Source organism: Deltaproteobacteria bacterium (genome assembly GCA_016875225.1).
In the GTDB taxonomy this organism is placed as follows: domain Bacteria; phylum Myxococcota_A; class UBA9160; order SZUA-336; family SZUA-336; genus VGRW01.
Genome location: VGRW01000086.1, coordinates 1 through 14203, shown reverse-complemented (window position 1 = coordinate 14203; position 14203 = coordinate 1). Strand labels below are relative to the sequence as shown.

Genomic DNA, 14203 nt, shown 5'->3' with positions numbered 1-14203 from the left:
GTAATCAGCAGGTCGCCGGTTCGAGTCCGGCCGTCGGCTCTGTGAATCCGGGCGCCGCGGAGGCGCGGGCGCTTCAGCCCTCCCCGCGCAGCCTCTGGCCGAAGAACGCCAGGATCTCGTCGACGGCGGCGCGGGCGGGCTCGCCGGCGCGGTCGATCAGGTGCAGCGTCACGACGCTGTGCGGGCTCATCGGGGTGCCGGGCATCGCGCTCGCATCGGGGAGCACGCGGGCGACGAAACGGGGGCCGAGCGCGGCTTGGTAGGCGGCGAAGCGCTCGGCCTTGCAGAAGCGGTCGCCTTCGAAGCGGTAGGCGAGGACGGTCAGGTCCTCGCGCTCCATCCGCGCCTTCACTGCGGCGAGCTCGTCGGGGGCGATGTGCATTCCGCCGGCCTGCAGGATCGGCAGCGACGGCTGCGAGAGCACGGGCGCGAGCATGGCGGGCTCGAGCATCATCGAGAGCGCGAAGTTCCCGGTGAAGCACATGCCGATCGCGCCCACCCCCTTCCCGCCCGAGACCGGGTGCGCGTGCGCGGCGAGCGCGCGAAGCCACGCCGTGACCGGGCTCGACTCGTTGGCCGCGAAGGCGCGGAACTCGCGGCTCACGCACGCGCGCAGCATGGTGCCGAGCCCGCCCGCGACCGTGACCGGGCCGCCCTCGGTGCCGAACAGCGCGGGCATCCAGACCGTGAAGCCGGCGTCGCGGACGATTCGCGCGAAGCGCGCGACGTGCGCGTAGATGCCGGGCATCTCCGCCATCACGATCACGGCCGGCCCGGAGCCCGCGACGTACACGCGCTTGGTCACACCGAGAAGCGTCACCTGGCGCCTCTCGAAGTCGTCGAGCGGATCGCGCGCGCGCAGGTCGGGCCCGGGAAACGGCTGCGTCACCGCCGCGGTCCCAGGGGCCGTTCCGCGCGTCGCCTCATCGAACCCGATGCGGGGCCGCGCTTCGCACCGCGCGGGCGAGCAGCGCCAGCAGTGCGACGAGGACGCCCCCGGACGGTTCGGGGACCGTGTACGCAAGGCCGCCCAGCGCGAAGTACTCTCCCTCCGGTCCAAGCGTGGCGACGAGCTGCTGCGAGCCATCGACCGCGCTGATGCGAAAGAGATTTCTGGGACCGCCCGATCCCGGGCTCACCTGCGCTACCCCCATGAGCGAGCCGTCGGGAAGCGCGGCTAGATGCTGCATGAAGTCGCCCCCCGGGCCGACGCCGACCTGCGTTCTTCCGCTGGTCGCCGGGTCGATGATCACCAGGCCCAAGTCGCGATGCCACGAGTAGAGAAGCCCCGTCGGGCCGAACGTCAGGCCCGCCGAAATGCCGACGCTGGCCGGTCCGACCCTCGCAGCCACCCCGCTGGCGAGATCGATCTGGTACAGGTACGCCCCGGTGCCGACTTGCGAGCTGGTTTCGTAGTTCAGCAGCAGCAGCCCGTCGGTCGCGGAGTACGCGAGGCCGGAAGCGGCCAGATTCGCGCCACTCGACAGCGAGAGGTCGAGAAACCCGGACGTGGATCCGTCCAGCGGATCGATCATGACGAGCCGCTGGCCCTCGGTGGTCACTAGCGAGCCGTCGGGAAGCGAGCCGAGCGAACGAGGACTCGGCAGGCCCGTGAGTCCCAGCGAGGTCAGCTGCGCCGAGTCGGGATCGACCTGAAACAGCGTCCCTGAGGAGACTTCCCAGGGAATCCAGCTGATTCCGATCAGGGCCGCTTCACCGCGGCTGCCCGCCGTCGCGAGGAAGCTACGGGGACCAGGAGGATGCGTCGAAGAGCCACCATTTCCGCAAGTCTAGGCGCACGAGATGCGAAGCGGGAGGAATTTTGGAGTCCGCGCCAACCTGGGGCTCACTCACTCCACGGCACGCGGGAGCGGCGCACCTCGGCCGGCCCCAGGATCTGCGGCTGCTGCTCGTACTCGAGCTTCGCGAGGCGCGCGCGGGTCACTTTCACCAGGCTCTCGAAGCTGATCCGCTTTCGCGCGCGGAGCTCCAGACACATCGAGTACGTGAAGGCGCCGTAGCTGGTCACTCCGTGGCGGTACTCGTAGGAGAGCTGCTTCTCCTGGCAGGCCTCGATGATCAGCGGCAAATAGGGGCCGAGTCGGGCCGAGCCAATGCGGCGCTTCTCGCGTTTGTACTCGTCTTCCGGACGCGAACGCACGAGCGAGGCGCGGCCGAGGCGGGTCGACACGCCGTCCTGGCCGAAGAACGCGGCGCGGGCCTTCGGGTCGGACGAGAACTTGCCATTGAGCGGCCGCCAGCCGCGCTCGACCCACATGTCCAGGCTCCTGCTCCACTCGAGCTCGCGGTGGCGCACGTCGTCGGGCGGGGTGAGCCCGCGCACCCTCGGCCCGCCCTGGCGGTGCATGCCTCCGGAGTGGCAGCAGTCGAGGATCATGGCGAAGCGGGTGCCGTAGGGGAGCTGGCTGTAGAGCGCGTAGATCTGGTCGTCGACGATCGCGTGCTCGGGCGACCAGTCGAAGTCGTGCGGCACGAGCGTCTCGGTCTTGCGGTCGGGCTCCAGGTTCTCGCCGTACTCGGGGATCGTCGCGCCGTGGCCGCTGTAGTAGAAGACGCGCTGGTCGCCGGGCTGCGGGTCGTCGAGAAGCCAGCGCAGGCGCTCGGTGATGCCCTTCGCGGTGGCGCGCGCGTCGAGGCAGACGCGGATGCTCTCGGGCGGGAAGCCGCCTTCCTGCAGCACGCTGCTGATCAGGAACACGTCGTTCACGCAGCCCTCGAGGCGGTCGGTCTCGCGCGGGTACTCGTTGATTCCCACCAGCAGCGCGCGCTGACGCGTGCGGCCGCGGCGGCGCAGCACGGCCGGGCTCTCGCGGCGCGCGCGCGACGCGCCGAAGCTGCGCACGTCGATGCGCTGCTCGGCCGCCGGCCGCCAGACGCCCTCGATCGCGTTTCGGTGCCGCAGATACTCCACCGCGGAGTGATCGGCGACGCCGCCGATGTCGAAGGGCGTGTCGATCTGGCGGAAGCGCGCCTCGCCGGGGAGCCGGATCTCGGCCGTGAACACGTCGTCGTTCTCGTTGTACAGGTGGTGCCAGAGCTTCACCGGCAGCGGCGCGATGCGGCCGCCGGCCAGGTTCCCCAGGACGAACGGGTTCCCGAGCTGCGAGCCGAGCGTCACGTAGCGAGCACGAGCCAGCGCCGCGGCGACGTCCGGGCGCGCGGCGTCGCGGTGCGCGAACGCGTCGTAGGTGACCAGGCTGCCCAGGCTGTGCGCGAGGATCAGGTCGGGCTGGAATTCCACGAGCCTGTCGAGCACCAGCGCGCGCGTCTTGCGCTGGAACGCCTCGTCCTCGACCCACGCGACGACGTAGCCCGCCGTCCAGCGCACGCGGTCGGAGACGTCGCCCAACACTCCGCGGCGTCGGCCCAGCGCGTTCGACGCGCCGCTCCGCGCGAGCTTCCACACCGCCTGCATCGTCTCCCAGACCGAGAGGTCGACGCTCTCGAACACGGGGTCGTAGGTGAGGAAGTCGAACTCGAGCTGAACGTCGGTCTGGCCGGGGAAGACCGCGAGCAGGGTCTTCTTCCAGTCGTCCCTCCAGGTGCTGTTGCGGTGATCGCCGAGCCCGTGAACGCCGATGACCTTGAGCTTCTTCATGGGAGACGAGCGTACTCCCGCGACCTCGGCGCGATCTTGGGAATATCTTGGGAATCAGCCGCGCGTCGCTTCGAGCTCGCGCACGTCCCGAACCATCAGCACGGCCAGGGTCGGAAGCACGATGCCAGCGCAGCAGAGCAGCAGCGTCGGCGGGGTTCCCAGCCGCTCCGCGCCGATGCCCGCGAGCGCCTCGCCGACGGGGACGAGCGCGATCGACCCGAGCACGTCGTAGCTGCTGACGCGGGAGAGCGCCTCGGGCGCGACGCGCGTGTGCAGCGCGGTGTTCCAGAGCACGCTGAAGACCTGGAAGCCGAACCCCGCCGCGAACGCAGCCGCCGCGATCGCCGCGACGGGCGCGGGCCCGGCGAGCAGCAGCGGAACCGCCGCGCTCGGCAGGCAGAACAGCGTGGCCGCGAGCATGGGGCGGCGGAAGTGGACGCGCAGCGCCAGCGCGCCGCCGGCGATCAGCCCGACTCCTTGCGCTCCCGCGATCCAGCCCCAGCTCGACGCGCCACCGAGCGACTGCTTTGCGACGACCGGCCCCAGCACGGCCCAGGCGCCGAACCAGGCCATCAGCATGAAGGTGAACTGCAGCACGATGGTCCACAGCCACGTGTGCGCGGTGAACTCGCGAAAGCCATCGCGAAGCTCGCGCAGCAGGCTCGCGCCTTGCGAGCGCGCCTGCTCGCTCGGCCGGATTCCGGCGACGAGCAGGGCGCTTGCGGCGAAGCTCGCCGCGTCGATCGCGACCGCGAAGCCTGCGCCCGCGGTCGCCGCGAGAATTCCCGCCGCGGTTGCGCCCAGCGCGAACGCGGTCGCCTGCGCGATCGAGAGCAGCGCATTCGCCGCCTGAAGCCGATTGCGTGCGACGACGAGCGGCACCAGCCCGACGGCCGCCGGGAAGTGCAGCGCGAACGTGACCCCGCACAGCGCGTGCAGCGCGAGAAGCGCGCCGAACGTGGCGTGCCCCGAGAGCAGCAGCAGCGCGATCGCGCCCTGCGCTCCCGCGGCGAGCAGGTCGGAGCCGATCATCTGGCGCCGCCGCGAGCCCCGATCGGCAAACGCGCCCGCGAACAGCTGCATCGCCACCTGGGTGAGCGAGCCGGCGGCGATCAGGACGCCGACCTGGCTCGGCGTTCCGCCCAGGTCGTCGAGCACGGCGAACGGAAGCGCGATCGGCGTCATCGCGCTGCCCGCGGCAGAGATCAGGCGCGCCGCGAAGAGGCGCGCGAAGCCCGGCTCGCGCAGCAAGGCCACCCCCTCGCGCCAGGTCGGAGCGGACACTGCTCGAACTCCGCTCAGTCGCGGCGCGACGGGCGCGTCACGTCAGCGAGACGGGCAGGAATCTAGACCAGCCTCCGCCAGACGAGCGCTCCGAACCCGAGCGCGAGCAGAAGCACGGCCGCGGGTTCTGGCACGGACTCGACCTGCTGCACGAAGCCGGACATGTCCACCGAGCTGTTCGCGCTCAGGCTGAACGCCAGGGTCACGCTCATCAGGTCGTACTGCAGGCTGCCCGTGAAGGTGTTCGAGGCGGTGTAGACCGGCGAAGGGTTGGTCGCCGGTCCGCCGAGGAAGAAGAACGTGCCTCCCGCGTCGACGCCCTTGTTCAGCGGGGACAGCCCGCCGATGCTCGTGTCGACCTCCCGCGCGATCAACACGTTTCCGAACAGCGGGCTGATCTGCGCGCCCGCGCCGGAGAGCGCCGTCAGGCTGTAGTTGATCGACGAGTTGGCGATGATCTGCCCGGTGATCGCGATCGGCAGCGTCATCGTGATCGAGAACGCGTTGCCGAGCGCCCCGGTCGACGCGCCGATGCCGAAGCCGAGGATCGGGTCCGCGTTGCCGTAAACGGAGTTCACGACGGCGTTCGAATCGCCCAGCGCTCCGCCGCTCGGACCGGAGAGCGAGATCGCGCCCGTGGTCGAGTCGATGTCGTAGCTTCCCTGCCCGACCTGGACTCCGTCGATCGAGATTCCGATCGAGCAATTCGCCCCGCCGGAGCCGCAGTCGAGAATCGGGCCGGCCGTCGCCGCAAACGAGATTCCGAGTCCGAAGAGTCCGACGAGGGCGAGAAGAGCGCTTCGCGCGCAAGCCCTGGACGCCATTCGAGATTCCCCTCCCAGCCCTGCCGGCGGCCCGGTCCGGACGCACCGCAGGGCCATGACCAGGGTGCAGAAGACCACACCAACGCCGCGCCGTACAGGGCTTTTTCGCGCGGAGAGGGTCCGCTAGCGCCCCAGGCGCGAGAAGACCGCGTCGGCGCCCTCGGCGGTGCCGCGCTCGTCGACGTTGGCGAGCGCCTGCTCGAGCTGCGTGCAGACCGCGCCGGTGTCTCCGACCCCGGCCGACTTCAGCTGGCGCGGGAGCACGGCGCCGATCACGACGCGGAGCTGCGCGGCGCTCACGCTTCCGGTCTCGAGGCCCGCGTCCATGAGCGAGAGCTGCAGCGTGCCGCGCGCGGCCCAGCGGTCGAGCTTGGTCGAGCGCTCGAGCGCGCTGCAGGCGGCTTCGAAGGCGGGAGACCCGGCCATCGCTACACCGCCGCGAGCGCGCGCGCGCTGTGCTCGCGCTCGAGCCAGCGCACGTATGCGGCGGGCGGCATGAACGTCAGCACCAGGCAGACGGCGCTCAGCAGGCCGCCGAACGAGACCGCGAACACGGGAACCGGGCTCGCGCTCACGTTCGCGCCCGCGAGGAGCGCGGAGATCACGACACCGTTCCATGTCACCGAGATCGCGCCAGAGATTCCCCAGAGCAGGAAGCGGTTCGTGACCACGGCGTCGGCGAGCCCGAGCGCGAGACGCCGCTTCATCATTCGGTAGTGGCGCAGGCCTTCCAGCGCCGTCCACGCCTGGCAGGCGACCAGGGCGAACAGGAACACCGCCGTCGCGGTGCGCGCACTCTCGGCGGCGAGCGCTCCCTCGGGGGCGGAGAGGAACGCGGCGATCACGCCGAGGCCGCTTCCCGCGAAGACCAGCGAGCCGAGCGCGGCCACCGGCACCGACCACGAGGCGCCGGGCCGGAACACTTTGGCGTTGAAGAACGCGAAGGCGCTGCAGCCCAGGACGATCAGAACCTGCGCGACGATCATCGCCACGAGCGTCGCCGAGCGCCCCGAAAGGTAGGGAGCGACCACGCTCAGCGGATAGCCGCTTCCAGACGCCACGGCGTACGTGCAGCCGATCAGGAACTCCGGCATGCCGCGCGAGCGCCAGGAGCGCGCGATCAGCCGCGTTCCGACGACGAGACTCGTCACGGCGTACAGCGCAAGACACACGAGACTGAGTTCGGCCAAGTGCAACGCTCCCAGTGATCTGTTCGCGGAGACGCTATCGGCCGCAACCGGCCACTCATTAACGCCGGTTGACCACCTCCGGCAGTGAATGACCTGCTCGATCGGCTTGCGCTTCACCGGTCCGAACGGCCTTGCGGGCCAGCCGGCCGGAGTCATCGCGACGACCCTCTCGGGGTCGGGAATCACGAGCAGCTCGCGAATCGGGCGTTCGGCCAGGAGATGTAACGCGGTCAGGATCGCGCCGAGCCCGAGCGCGCGCGCGTCGCGGCGTGGATCGGCTTCGAGACGATCTCGTCTTTTACGGAGTCGGATCTCAGATGGCGAATCGCGCGATTCGTCTGCGTCGCCTCGAACAGATCCGTTCCACGCCCGCATGGCCGCTACGAGCCGCGGCGCACCGGAATCAACAGCCCCTGATGGGGTGTACCGATAACCCCTGCACCGACTCCGACGTCCCCGACTCACGCTGACTTCTGCTGGAGTGCCCCCGTGTTCATGCACCCGATCGCGAGGATCTGCCCGCGGATCGCCTTCGCGTTCGCGTTCGCGGTGCTCTCGCTCGCGGCGACGGGCGCGCTCGCGGAGCTGGCCACGGTCACCTTCGACACCGGGTTCTACGACCCGAACATCACGTTCCCGGGCGGGCAGCTTCACGGCCCGTACGACTGGATCGAGGGGGACGTGCGCGTGTCCGGGGTCTGGATCGCGAATGCCGCGACCCCGGGCGGCTTCTTCCAGCTCGGTCACACCCACATTGCCACGTCGGGTCCGGTGCGAATCGGGCAGAGCGGCAACACCATCTTCACGCACGCCTGGAATGCCGACTTTCAAGGCATCCACATCCGGTTCGAGGACAACCGTCCGTTCAAGCTCTCGTCGCTGCGCTACCGCCTCGGGGAGCGCGTCTGGGAGGAGTCGTTTCCGAACGGGCTGCCCTGGTCGTACGCCACGACCGACGGGCAGCTGCTGATCACTCCCGATCTGGTTCCCACGCTCACGCCGTTCTCCGCCTTCGAAGCGCAGTTTGCGAAGTTCCCGATCGACGACGGCTCCGTGGCTCCCAACAATCCGAACGTGCCCGCAGGCACGAGCCCGTATCGGACGCTCACGTTCACGCAGTTCCAGAACGTCACCGGCGTCTACATCGGCAGCACGGTCGCGCGGGTCTATCTCGACAGCTTCGTCCTCGACCCTCCGGTCCCGACGATCTGCAGCAACGGGCTCGACGACGACGCGGACGGCGCGGCCGACTTCCCGGCCGATCCGGGCTGCACGAGCGCGAACGACGCCTCCGAGCGGGAAGCCGGGCTGGTTTGCGACGACGGCGCGGACAACGACGCCGATGCCCTGGCCGACTTCCCGTCCGACGCCGGCTGCACCAGCGCGCTGGACGCGTCGGAACGGGATGCGACGCGGATCTGCGACGACGATCTCGACAACGACGGCGACGGCGTCGCGGACTACCCGTTCGACCTCGGCTGCAGCTCCGGCGTGGACGACTCGGAGCGGGACGCGTCGCGCGCCTGCGACGATGGCGCAGACAACGACGCGGACGGAATCGCGGACTTCCCGCTCGACGCCGGCTGCACGAGCGCGGCCGACGATTCCGAGCGCGAGCCGACACGGATCTGTGACGACGGCCTCGACAACGACGGCGACGGGGCGATCGACTTCCCCTCGGACCCGGGGTGCGCGATCAGCTCGGATGCCTCCGAGCAGGAAGCCACGCTCGTCTGCGACGACGGCGTCGACAACGACGGCGACGGCCAGACCGACTTTCCCGCGGACCCCGGCTGCGCGAGCTCGACCGACGACTCCGAGGAGAACCCATCGGTCGCCTGCAACGACGGCGTGGACGACGACGGAGATTCCCTCGCCGACTTCCCTGACGATCACGGCTGCACGAGCGCGGCCGACGAGTCCGAGCGCGAGAGCGGGCACGTCTGCGACGACGGAGTGGACAACGACGGCGACACGCTCGTCGATTTTCCGCTCGACACGGACTGCGCCGACATCGACGGAGCGTCCGAGGCCGGTGGCGCCCCGCCACAGATCCCCGCGATTCCAGGGGCCTGGACCGCCCTGCTCGGCGGCATCCTGCTCTGCGCGCTCGTTCTGGCGCAGGCCCTGCAATTGCGGCGCTAGCTCGGCGCGCGCAGCCTCGCACGCGCTCCGCTCGCCGGCTACGCTGCCCGCCCGTGGCTCGGTCTCCCACCTTCGATCTCGCGAGCGAGCTCGGCAAGCGGAGCTTCACGCCGGGACAGCGCGACGCGCCGGGCCTGCTCGAGCTCGTCGTCGCGGGCGTAGATCCCGCCGCGACTCGAGCGGCCCGAGCTCTCGCGAGCTTGCGCGACGGGGGCCGCGCTGCGATCGCCGAGCGGCTCGAGACCGTCGACGAGGGCGCGAGGGCGCGGCTGGTCGCTGTGCTGGGGCTGCTCGCGCGCGCTGGCGATGCCGAGGCCGCGGCGCTGCTGATCGCCCGAGCGAAGGATTCCGCCGCACGCGTTCGGCGCGCCGCTGCGATCGCGCTCGGCAAGCTCGGCGGCGACGCGGCCTCGGCTGCGTTGATCGCGCGCTGGGACGCGAGCGACGTCACGCCGGACGAGCGGCGAGCGCTCGCGGAGGCGCTCGGCAAGGTCGGCGGCGAAGATGCGGTTGCGCGGTTGAAGTCGCTCGCGCCGGGCGACGACGTCGAGCTGGCGCGCAGACTCGATCGAGCGCTGCGGATGGCGGAGCGATCGGCGAGACGCGATGAAGCGTCGGCGATCGCGACCGACGTCGCGCCACCGGCGCCGCTCGTGGTTCGGCTCTCGTGCCGGCCGGGGCTCGCGCCGTTGCTCGCCGAGGAGCTGGCGTCGATCGGCATGACGCCGCGGTCCGTCGACGCTGCACACGTCGAGATCCGGCTCGCGGATCCGTGGTCTGCGCTCTTCGCATCGCGATTGTGGGCGAGTGCTGCGATCCAGATTCCGCTGCCGCCGCCGAGCGGCGCGGATCCCGACTCGTTCGCGGCGTCGATCACGAGCGCGATCACCGCCGGCGGGACGCACGAGCTTCTCGCCGCGTGGACGCGCGGGCCGATCCGCTGGCGGCTCGGCTTCGCGCGCGGGCACAAGCGCGCGGTCGTGTGGCGGGTCGCGCGCGACGTCGCCGCCGTGGCGCCCGAGCTGGAGAACGATCCGACCGCGACGACCTGGGAGCTGCTCGTCGACGACGAGGCCACGGCGCTGCAGCTGGTCGGCCGGAAGATCGAGGATCCGCGCTTCGCCTGGCGCGTGGCCGACGTTCCCGCGGCTTCGCACCCGACGGTCGCGGCGGCGCTGGCGTGGGTCGCCGAAGTCCGACCCGGGGATCGCGTCTGGGATCCGTTCTGTGGCTCCGGCGCGGAGCTGATCGAGCGTGCGCGCCGGGGGCCGTGTCGATTGCTTCTCGGCAGCGACGTCGACGCGGGCGCGCTCGCGGCGGCGCGCAGAAACCTGGATTCGGCCGGCGTCGCGGCGGATCTCACTCTCGCCGACGCGCGAAGTCATGCGGCCGGGGCGGTGGATCTCGTCATCACGAACCCTCCGCTCGGCAGCCGCGTACGGCTCGATGCGCCCGCATTGCTGGCCGAGGCGCTGCCGAACCTGGCCCGCCAGCTCGCGCCGGGCGGACGCCTGGTCTGGATCACGCCCGCGCCGCGCCGGACGGCGCCGATCGCCGAGTCTCTGAGACTGCGCCTAGTGCGATCGCTTCCCATCGACTGCGGCGGCGTGCGCGGTCAGCTCGAACGCTGGGACTCGCCCACCGCGCCGAAGCCCCCGCGGTAGACTCGAACACCGGGAGGACGACGACCATGGCGATCCAGGAGATCTCCGCCGCTGAAGCGGCGCGTCGGCGCGACGAGTTCCACGCGATCGACGTACGGGCCGACTTCGAGTTCCGCGGCCCGCTCGGCCGCGTCGCGAAGGCGAAGCTCGTACCGCTGCCAGAGCTCGAGTCGCGAGCGGGCGAGCTGCCGCGCGACCGACCGCTGCTCTTGATCTGCCGCTCGGGGGCGCGTTCGGGCAAGGCGTGCGAGCAGCTCGCGGCGCTCGGCGTCACGTCCGTGGTCAACCTCACCGGCGGCATGATCGCGTGGAATCGCGCCAATCTGCCGGTGGAGCACGAGGCGCCGGCGACGCTGGCGGAGCTCCTAGAGCACGTCGCGCGCTGGGTCGCACAGGTCAGCGCGCAGCCGCCGGACGCGGTGCGCGAATCCCTTCGCGGCCAGCTCGAAGCGTTTGGCGCGTCCGCGGGTGGACCGACGCGCGCCTCGCTCGCGCGCCTGCTCGACTCGGTCGAGAGCTCGTTCGCCGAGAAGGGCGCGCCGCCCGACCTCGAGATCGCCCTCGCGTCGTTCCGGCGCTGGCTCGCGGCGCTCTGAGCGGCGGCAGCGATGGCGGCGCTCGGCATCGCGCTAAGCGTTCTGATCGGCGTCGCGCTCGGCTTCTTCGGCGGCGGCGGATCGATCCTCACCGTGCCGCTGCTCGTCTACGTGTTCGCGCTCGATCCGAAGCAGGCGATCGCCAGCTCGCTTCTGATCGTCGCCGCGGCGAGCGTCTCGGGCGCGATCCAGCACTGGCGACTCGGCAACGTCGAGCTGCGCACCGCGCTCACGTTCGGCGCGGCCGGAATGGCGGGCGCCCACCTGGGCGGGCGCGCGAGCGCGTACCTCGACGGGACGCTTCTGCTCGTGCTCTTCGCGGCGATGATGATCATCACGGCTCTCGCGATGTGGCGCGGCCGGCGCGTGCCGAAGGCCGCGGTGCTCGGCCAGCGCTCGCTCGCGCCCCTCCTCGCGCAGGGCTTCGGCGTCGGCCTGTTCACCGGGCTCGTTGGCGCGGGTGGAGGCTTCCTGATCGTTCCCGCGCTCGCGCTCTGGGCGGGGCTACCGCTTCCGGCCGCGGTGGGAACCTCGCTCGTCGTGATCGTCCTGAACACGCTCGCCGGCTTCTCCGGTTACGCGGGCCACGTGCGGCTCGACTACCCGCTCGTCGCGGCCGTCGGCGCGTGCGCGATCGCGGGCTCGTTCGTCGGCACCTACCTCGCGCACCGCGTGAATCCCGCCGCGCTGCGCCGCGCCTTCGCGGGCTTCGTTCTCGCGATGGCGACGCTCATCCTGGTTCGCGAAGTCGACACCTGGATCGCGACCGCCCGCTCCGCGCTCCCCGCGTCGGTTCCGCAGCTCGTCTTCGCGCTCGCAGTGCTCGCGATCGGCATCGCCACCGGCCGCGTCTACCGGACCTCCGCCACCAACCCGGTGGCCGACACCGCGTTCGAGCAAGGCGCGGGGATCTGAACGGGGCGCATCGCCTAGAGCCCTCTCAACCCGCACGCCAGCAGCCTGCCGTACGTCGCATCCATCCGAGGATCGTTCGGTACGAATACCACCGTTCCATCGCGCCCCCGCGTCAGCAGCACTCGGTAGACGTTCCTCCTGACCGTCAGCGGATCCTTGAGCGGCGGCTTGTTCTTGCCCGCGAACTCGATCGACCAGTCATCGCCCGCCCAAAGCAGGTCCGATCCCCAAGCGAGCAGCGCACAGTCGAGCTCGAGTCCCTGCGACGAGAACTCGGTCGCGACTGTCTCGAGCTGGCAGCATGACTGCGAATCGGTGGGCGGTGCGTTGTACCAAGGCCCTACCTTCAGCTTCTTCGTGGTCTGGAACGTGTTGTCCACTCCGAAGTGGGGCAGCCATTTGTCCTTGGAGGACGCCACGAGTCCGAAGCGCGCAAATCGAGCATCGGAGTAGCGTTCGCGCAGATACTCGCGCGCCTTGTCGAGGCTGCGCGTGAGCAGGAAACGATGTCCACCCGCATGCAGTTCATCCGCCAGTACGGAGAGACCTCCGGACGATTGTCCGTCGAGCAATCCCGCCACGAACTGATGCACCTTCGGCGTCAGGTGGAAGCGGATCTCGGTATCCAGACTCAGCGCTGGAGTCCATCGTGACTTTGCCGGACCTATCCGCTCTTTTGTGTGCGAGGTCATACGCTAGCCGAAGGAGGCTTTGATGACCGAGCAGAACGGATCGATCGACCCGAAGTTTTTGGATGAGCTCTTGAAGGATGCGAAGGAACCGGCTCAGTTCGAGTCGATGTTTCAATCGCTGAAGAAGGCGCTGATCGAGCGGGCGCTGGGCGCCGAGCTGTCGGTGCACCTGGGCTACGCCCGCGGGGACGCGAAGCCCGAGGGGCAGAGCAATTACAGAAACGGTGCGAGCGCGAAGACCGTGCTGACCGAGGAGGGTCCCCTCTCGATCGAGGTGCCCCGGGATCGCGAGGGCACCTTCGAGCCGCAGCTCGTGAAGAAGGGCGAGCGGCGGATCGAAGGCTTCGACGAGAAGGTGATCTCGATGTACGCGCGCGGCATGACGGTGCGCGAAATCCAGGGCCACCTGCGCGAGCTGTACGGGATCGAGGTCTCGCCGGACCTGATCTCGAGCGTGACCGACGAAGTGCTTGCGGAAGTGCGCGACTGGCAGAGCCGGCCGCTCGATCCGATCTACCCGGTGATCATCTTCGACGCGTTGCGCGTCCGGATCCGCGACGAGGGAATCGTGAAGAACAAGGCGGTCTATCTCGCCCTGGGGATCGGCCGCGACGGGCAGAAGGACATCCTGGGGCTCTGGATCGAGCAGAGCGAGGGCGCGAAGTTCTGGCTGAAGGTGATGACGGAGCTGCGCAATCGGGGTGTGCAAGACGTGCTCGTGACGCTGGTCGACGGCCTGAAGGGGTTCCCCGAAGCGATCGCGACCGCGTTTCCGCAGGCGCAGGTGCAGACGTGCATCGTGCACCTGATGCGCCACAGCCTGGACTACGTGACGTGGAAGGACCGCAAGCTCGTGGCGGCGGAGATCAAGGCAATCTACCGGGCCGAAACCGCCGAGCTCACGCTCGAGCGACTGGTCGAGTTCGAGCAGGGCCTCTGGGGCAAGAAATACCCTGTGATCTCGGCCTCCTGGCGCCGGCACTGGGAGCGCGTGACGCCGTTCTTCGCTTACCCCGCGGAAGTCCGGCGCGTTCTGTACACGACCAACGCGATCGAGAGCCTGAACATGCGGTTGCGCAAGATCATCAAGAACCGCGGCCATTTCCCGAGCGACGAGGCGGCGACGAAGTTGATGTACTTGGCGCTGCGGAACATCATGGGCACCTGGATCAAGCCCACGCGCGAGTGGAAGGCCGCCCTCGCTCAATTCGCAATCCTGTTTCCCGAAAGACTCGCCGCGGTGGCATGAGTCAGTCTGATGAACCGATCTCCCC

At 70.0% G+C, this 14203-nt stretch carries 12 protein-coding genes; 5 read left to right on the top strand and 7 right to left on the bottom strand.

Annotation, left to right across the window (positions count from 1 at the left end; all coding sequences use genetic code 11):
- Positions 1-73 precede the first annotated feature (73 nt).
- The 6 genes from FJ108_15660 to FJ108_15635 all read right to left on the bottom strand — a co-directional run bounded on the left by FJ108_15660 (position 74) and on the right by FJ108_15635 (position 6917).
- Positions 74-1087, bottom strand: coding sequence for a dienelactone hydrolase (locus tag FJ108_15660; protein MBM4337320.1), 1014 nt, complete (start codon positions 1085-1087; stop codon positions 74-76).
- Between the two features lie 759 nt (positions 1088-1846).
- Positions 1847-3619, bottom strand: a complete 1773-nt coding sequence (locus FJ108_15655) for a caspase family protein (GenBank protein ID MBM4337319.1) — start codon at positions 3617-3619, stop codon at positions 1847-1849.
- A 54-nt stretch (positions 3620-3673) separates the two neighbouring features.
- The gene (locus FJ108_15650) at positions 3674-4921 is read right to left on the bottom strand and encodes an MFS transporter (protein ID MBM4337318.1); all 1248 of its coding nucleotides are present in this window, start codon (positions 4919-4921) and stop codon (positions 3674-3676) included.
- A gap of 44 nt (positions 4922-4965) precedes the next feature.
- Positions 4966-5784 carry a PEP-CTERM sorting domain-containing protein gene (locus FJ108_15645; GenBank protein ID MBM4337317.1) on the bottom strand — a complete coding sequence of 273 codons (819 nt, stop codon included), beginning with the start codon at positions 5782-5784 and terminating at the stop codon, positions 4966-4968.
- Positions 5785-5850: 66 nt separating this feature from the next.
- The gene (locus tag FJ108_15640; GenBank protein MBM4337316.1) at positions 5851-6153 is read right to left on the bottom strand and encodes a hypothetical protein; all 303 of its coding nucleotides are present in this window, start codon (positions 6151-6153) and stop codon (positions 5851-5853) included.
- Positions 6154-6155: 2 nt separating this feature from the next.
- Positions 6156-6917, bottom strand: a complete 762-nt coding sequence (locus tag FJ108_15635; protein ID MBM4337315.1) for a hypothetical protein — start codon at positions 6915-6917, stop codon at positions 6156-6158.
- 489 nt (positions 6918-7406) lie between these two features.
- Between FJ108_15635 and FJ108_15630 the strand changes: the two genes are divergently transcribed.
- From FJ108_15630 to FJ108_15615, 4 genes are read left to right on the top strand one after another with little or no spacing between them, the layout of a single operon-like run.
- Entirely contained in the window at positions 7407-9062 is a 1656-nt protein-coding gene (locus FJ108_15630) for a hypothetical protein (GenBank protein ID MBM4337314.1), read from the top strand.
- Between the two features lie 53 nt (positions 9063-9115).
- Positions 9116-10726: a methyltransferase gene (locus tag FJ108_15625; protein ID MBM4337313.1), complete on the top strand. Its 1611-nt coding sequence runs from the start codon at positions 9116-9118 to the stop codon at positions 10724-10726.
- 26 nt (positions 10727-10752) lie between these two features.
- Positions 10753-11322, top strand: coding sequence for a rhodanese-like domain-containing protein (locus tag FJ108_15620; protein ID MBM4337312.1), 570 nt, complete (start codon positions 10753-10755; stop codon positions 11320-11322).
- Between the two features lie 12 nt (positions 11323-11334).
- On the top strand, positions 11335-12237 hold the full coding sequence (locus tag FJ108_15615) for a sulfite exporter TauE/SafE family protein (GenBank protein MBM4337311.1): 903 nt from the start codon (positions 11335-11337) through the stop codon (positions 12235-12237).
- 14 nt (positions 12238-12251) lie between these two features.
- Here the strand turns inward: FJ108_15615 and FJ108_15610 are convergent, their stop codons facing one another.
- Complete coding sequence (locus FJ108_15610) at positions 12252-12929, bottom strand: DUF2075 domain-containing protein (GenBank protein MBM4337310.1); 678 nt, start codon at positions 12927-12929, stop codon at positions 12252-12254.
- Positions 12930-12951: 22 nt separating this feature from the next.
- Between FJ108_15610 and FJ108_15605 the strand changes: the two genes are divergently transcribed.
- Entirely contained in the window at positions 12952-14178 is a 1227-nt protein-coding gene (locus FJ108_15605) for an IS256 family transposase (protein ID MBM4337309.1), read from the top strand.
- The last annotated feature ends 25 nt before the right edge of the window (positions 14179-14203 follow it).

Excerpts from the sequence above, each read along its gene's own strand:
- FJ108_15620 (MBM4337312.1), top strand. The coding sequence starts at position 10,753 with ATGGCGATCCAGGAGATCTCCGCCGCTGAAGCGGCGCGTCGGCGCGAC.
- FJ108_15640 (MBM4337316.1), bottom strand. The coding sequence starts at position 6,153 with ATGGCCGGGTCTCCCGCCTTCGAAGCCGCCTGCAGCGCGCTCGAGCGC.
- FJ108_15645 (MBM4337317.1), bottom strand. The coding sequence starts at position 5,784 with ATGGCCCTGCGGTGCGTCCGGACCGGGCCGCCGGCAGGGCTGGGAGGG.
- FJ108_15615 (MBM4337311.1), top strand. The coding sequence starts at position 11,335 with ATGGCGGCGCTCGGCATCGCGCTAAGCGTTCTGATCGGCGTCGCGCTC.
- FJ108_15660 (MBM4337320.1), bottom strand. The coding sequence starts at position 1,087 with ATGGCTCGCAGCAGCTCGTCGCCACGCTTGGACCGGAGGGAGAGTACT.
- FJ108_15655 (MBM4337319.1), bottom strand. The coding sequence starts at position 3,619 with ATGAAGAAGCTCAAGGTCATCGGCGTTCACGGGCTCGGCGATCACCGC.
- FJ108_15605 (MBM4337309.1), top strand. The coding sequence starts at position 12,952 with ATGACCGAGCAGAACGGATCGATCGACCCGAAGTTTTTGGATGAGCTC.
- FJ108_15610 (MBM4337310.1), bottom strand. The coding sequence starts at position 12,929 with ATGACCTCGCACACAAAAGAGCGGATAGGTCCGGCAAAGTCACGATGG.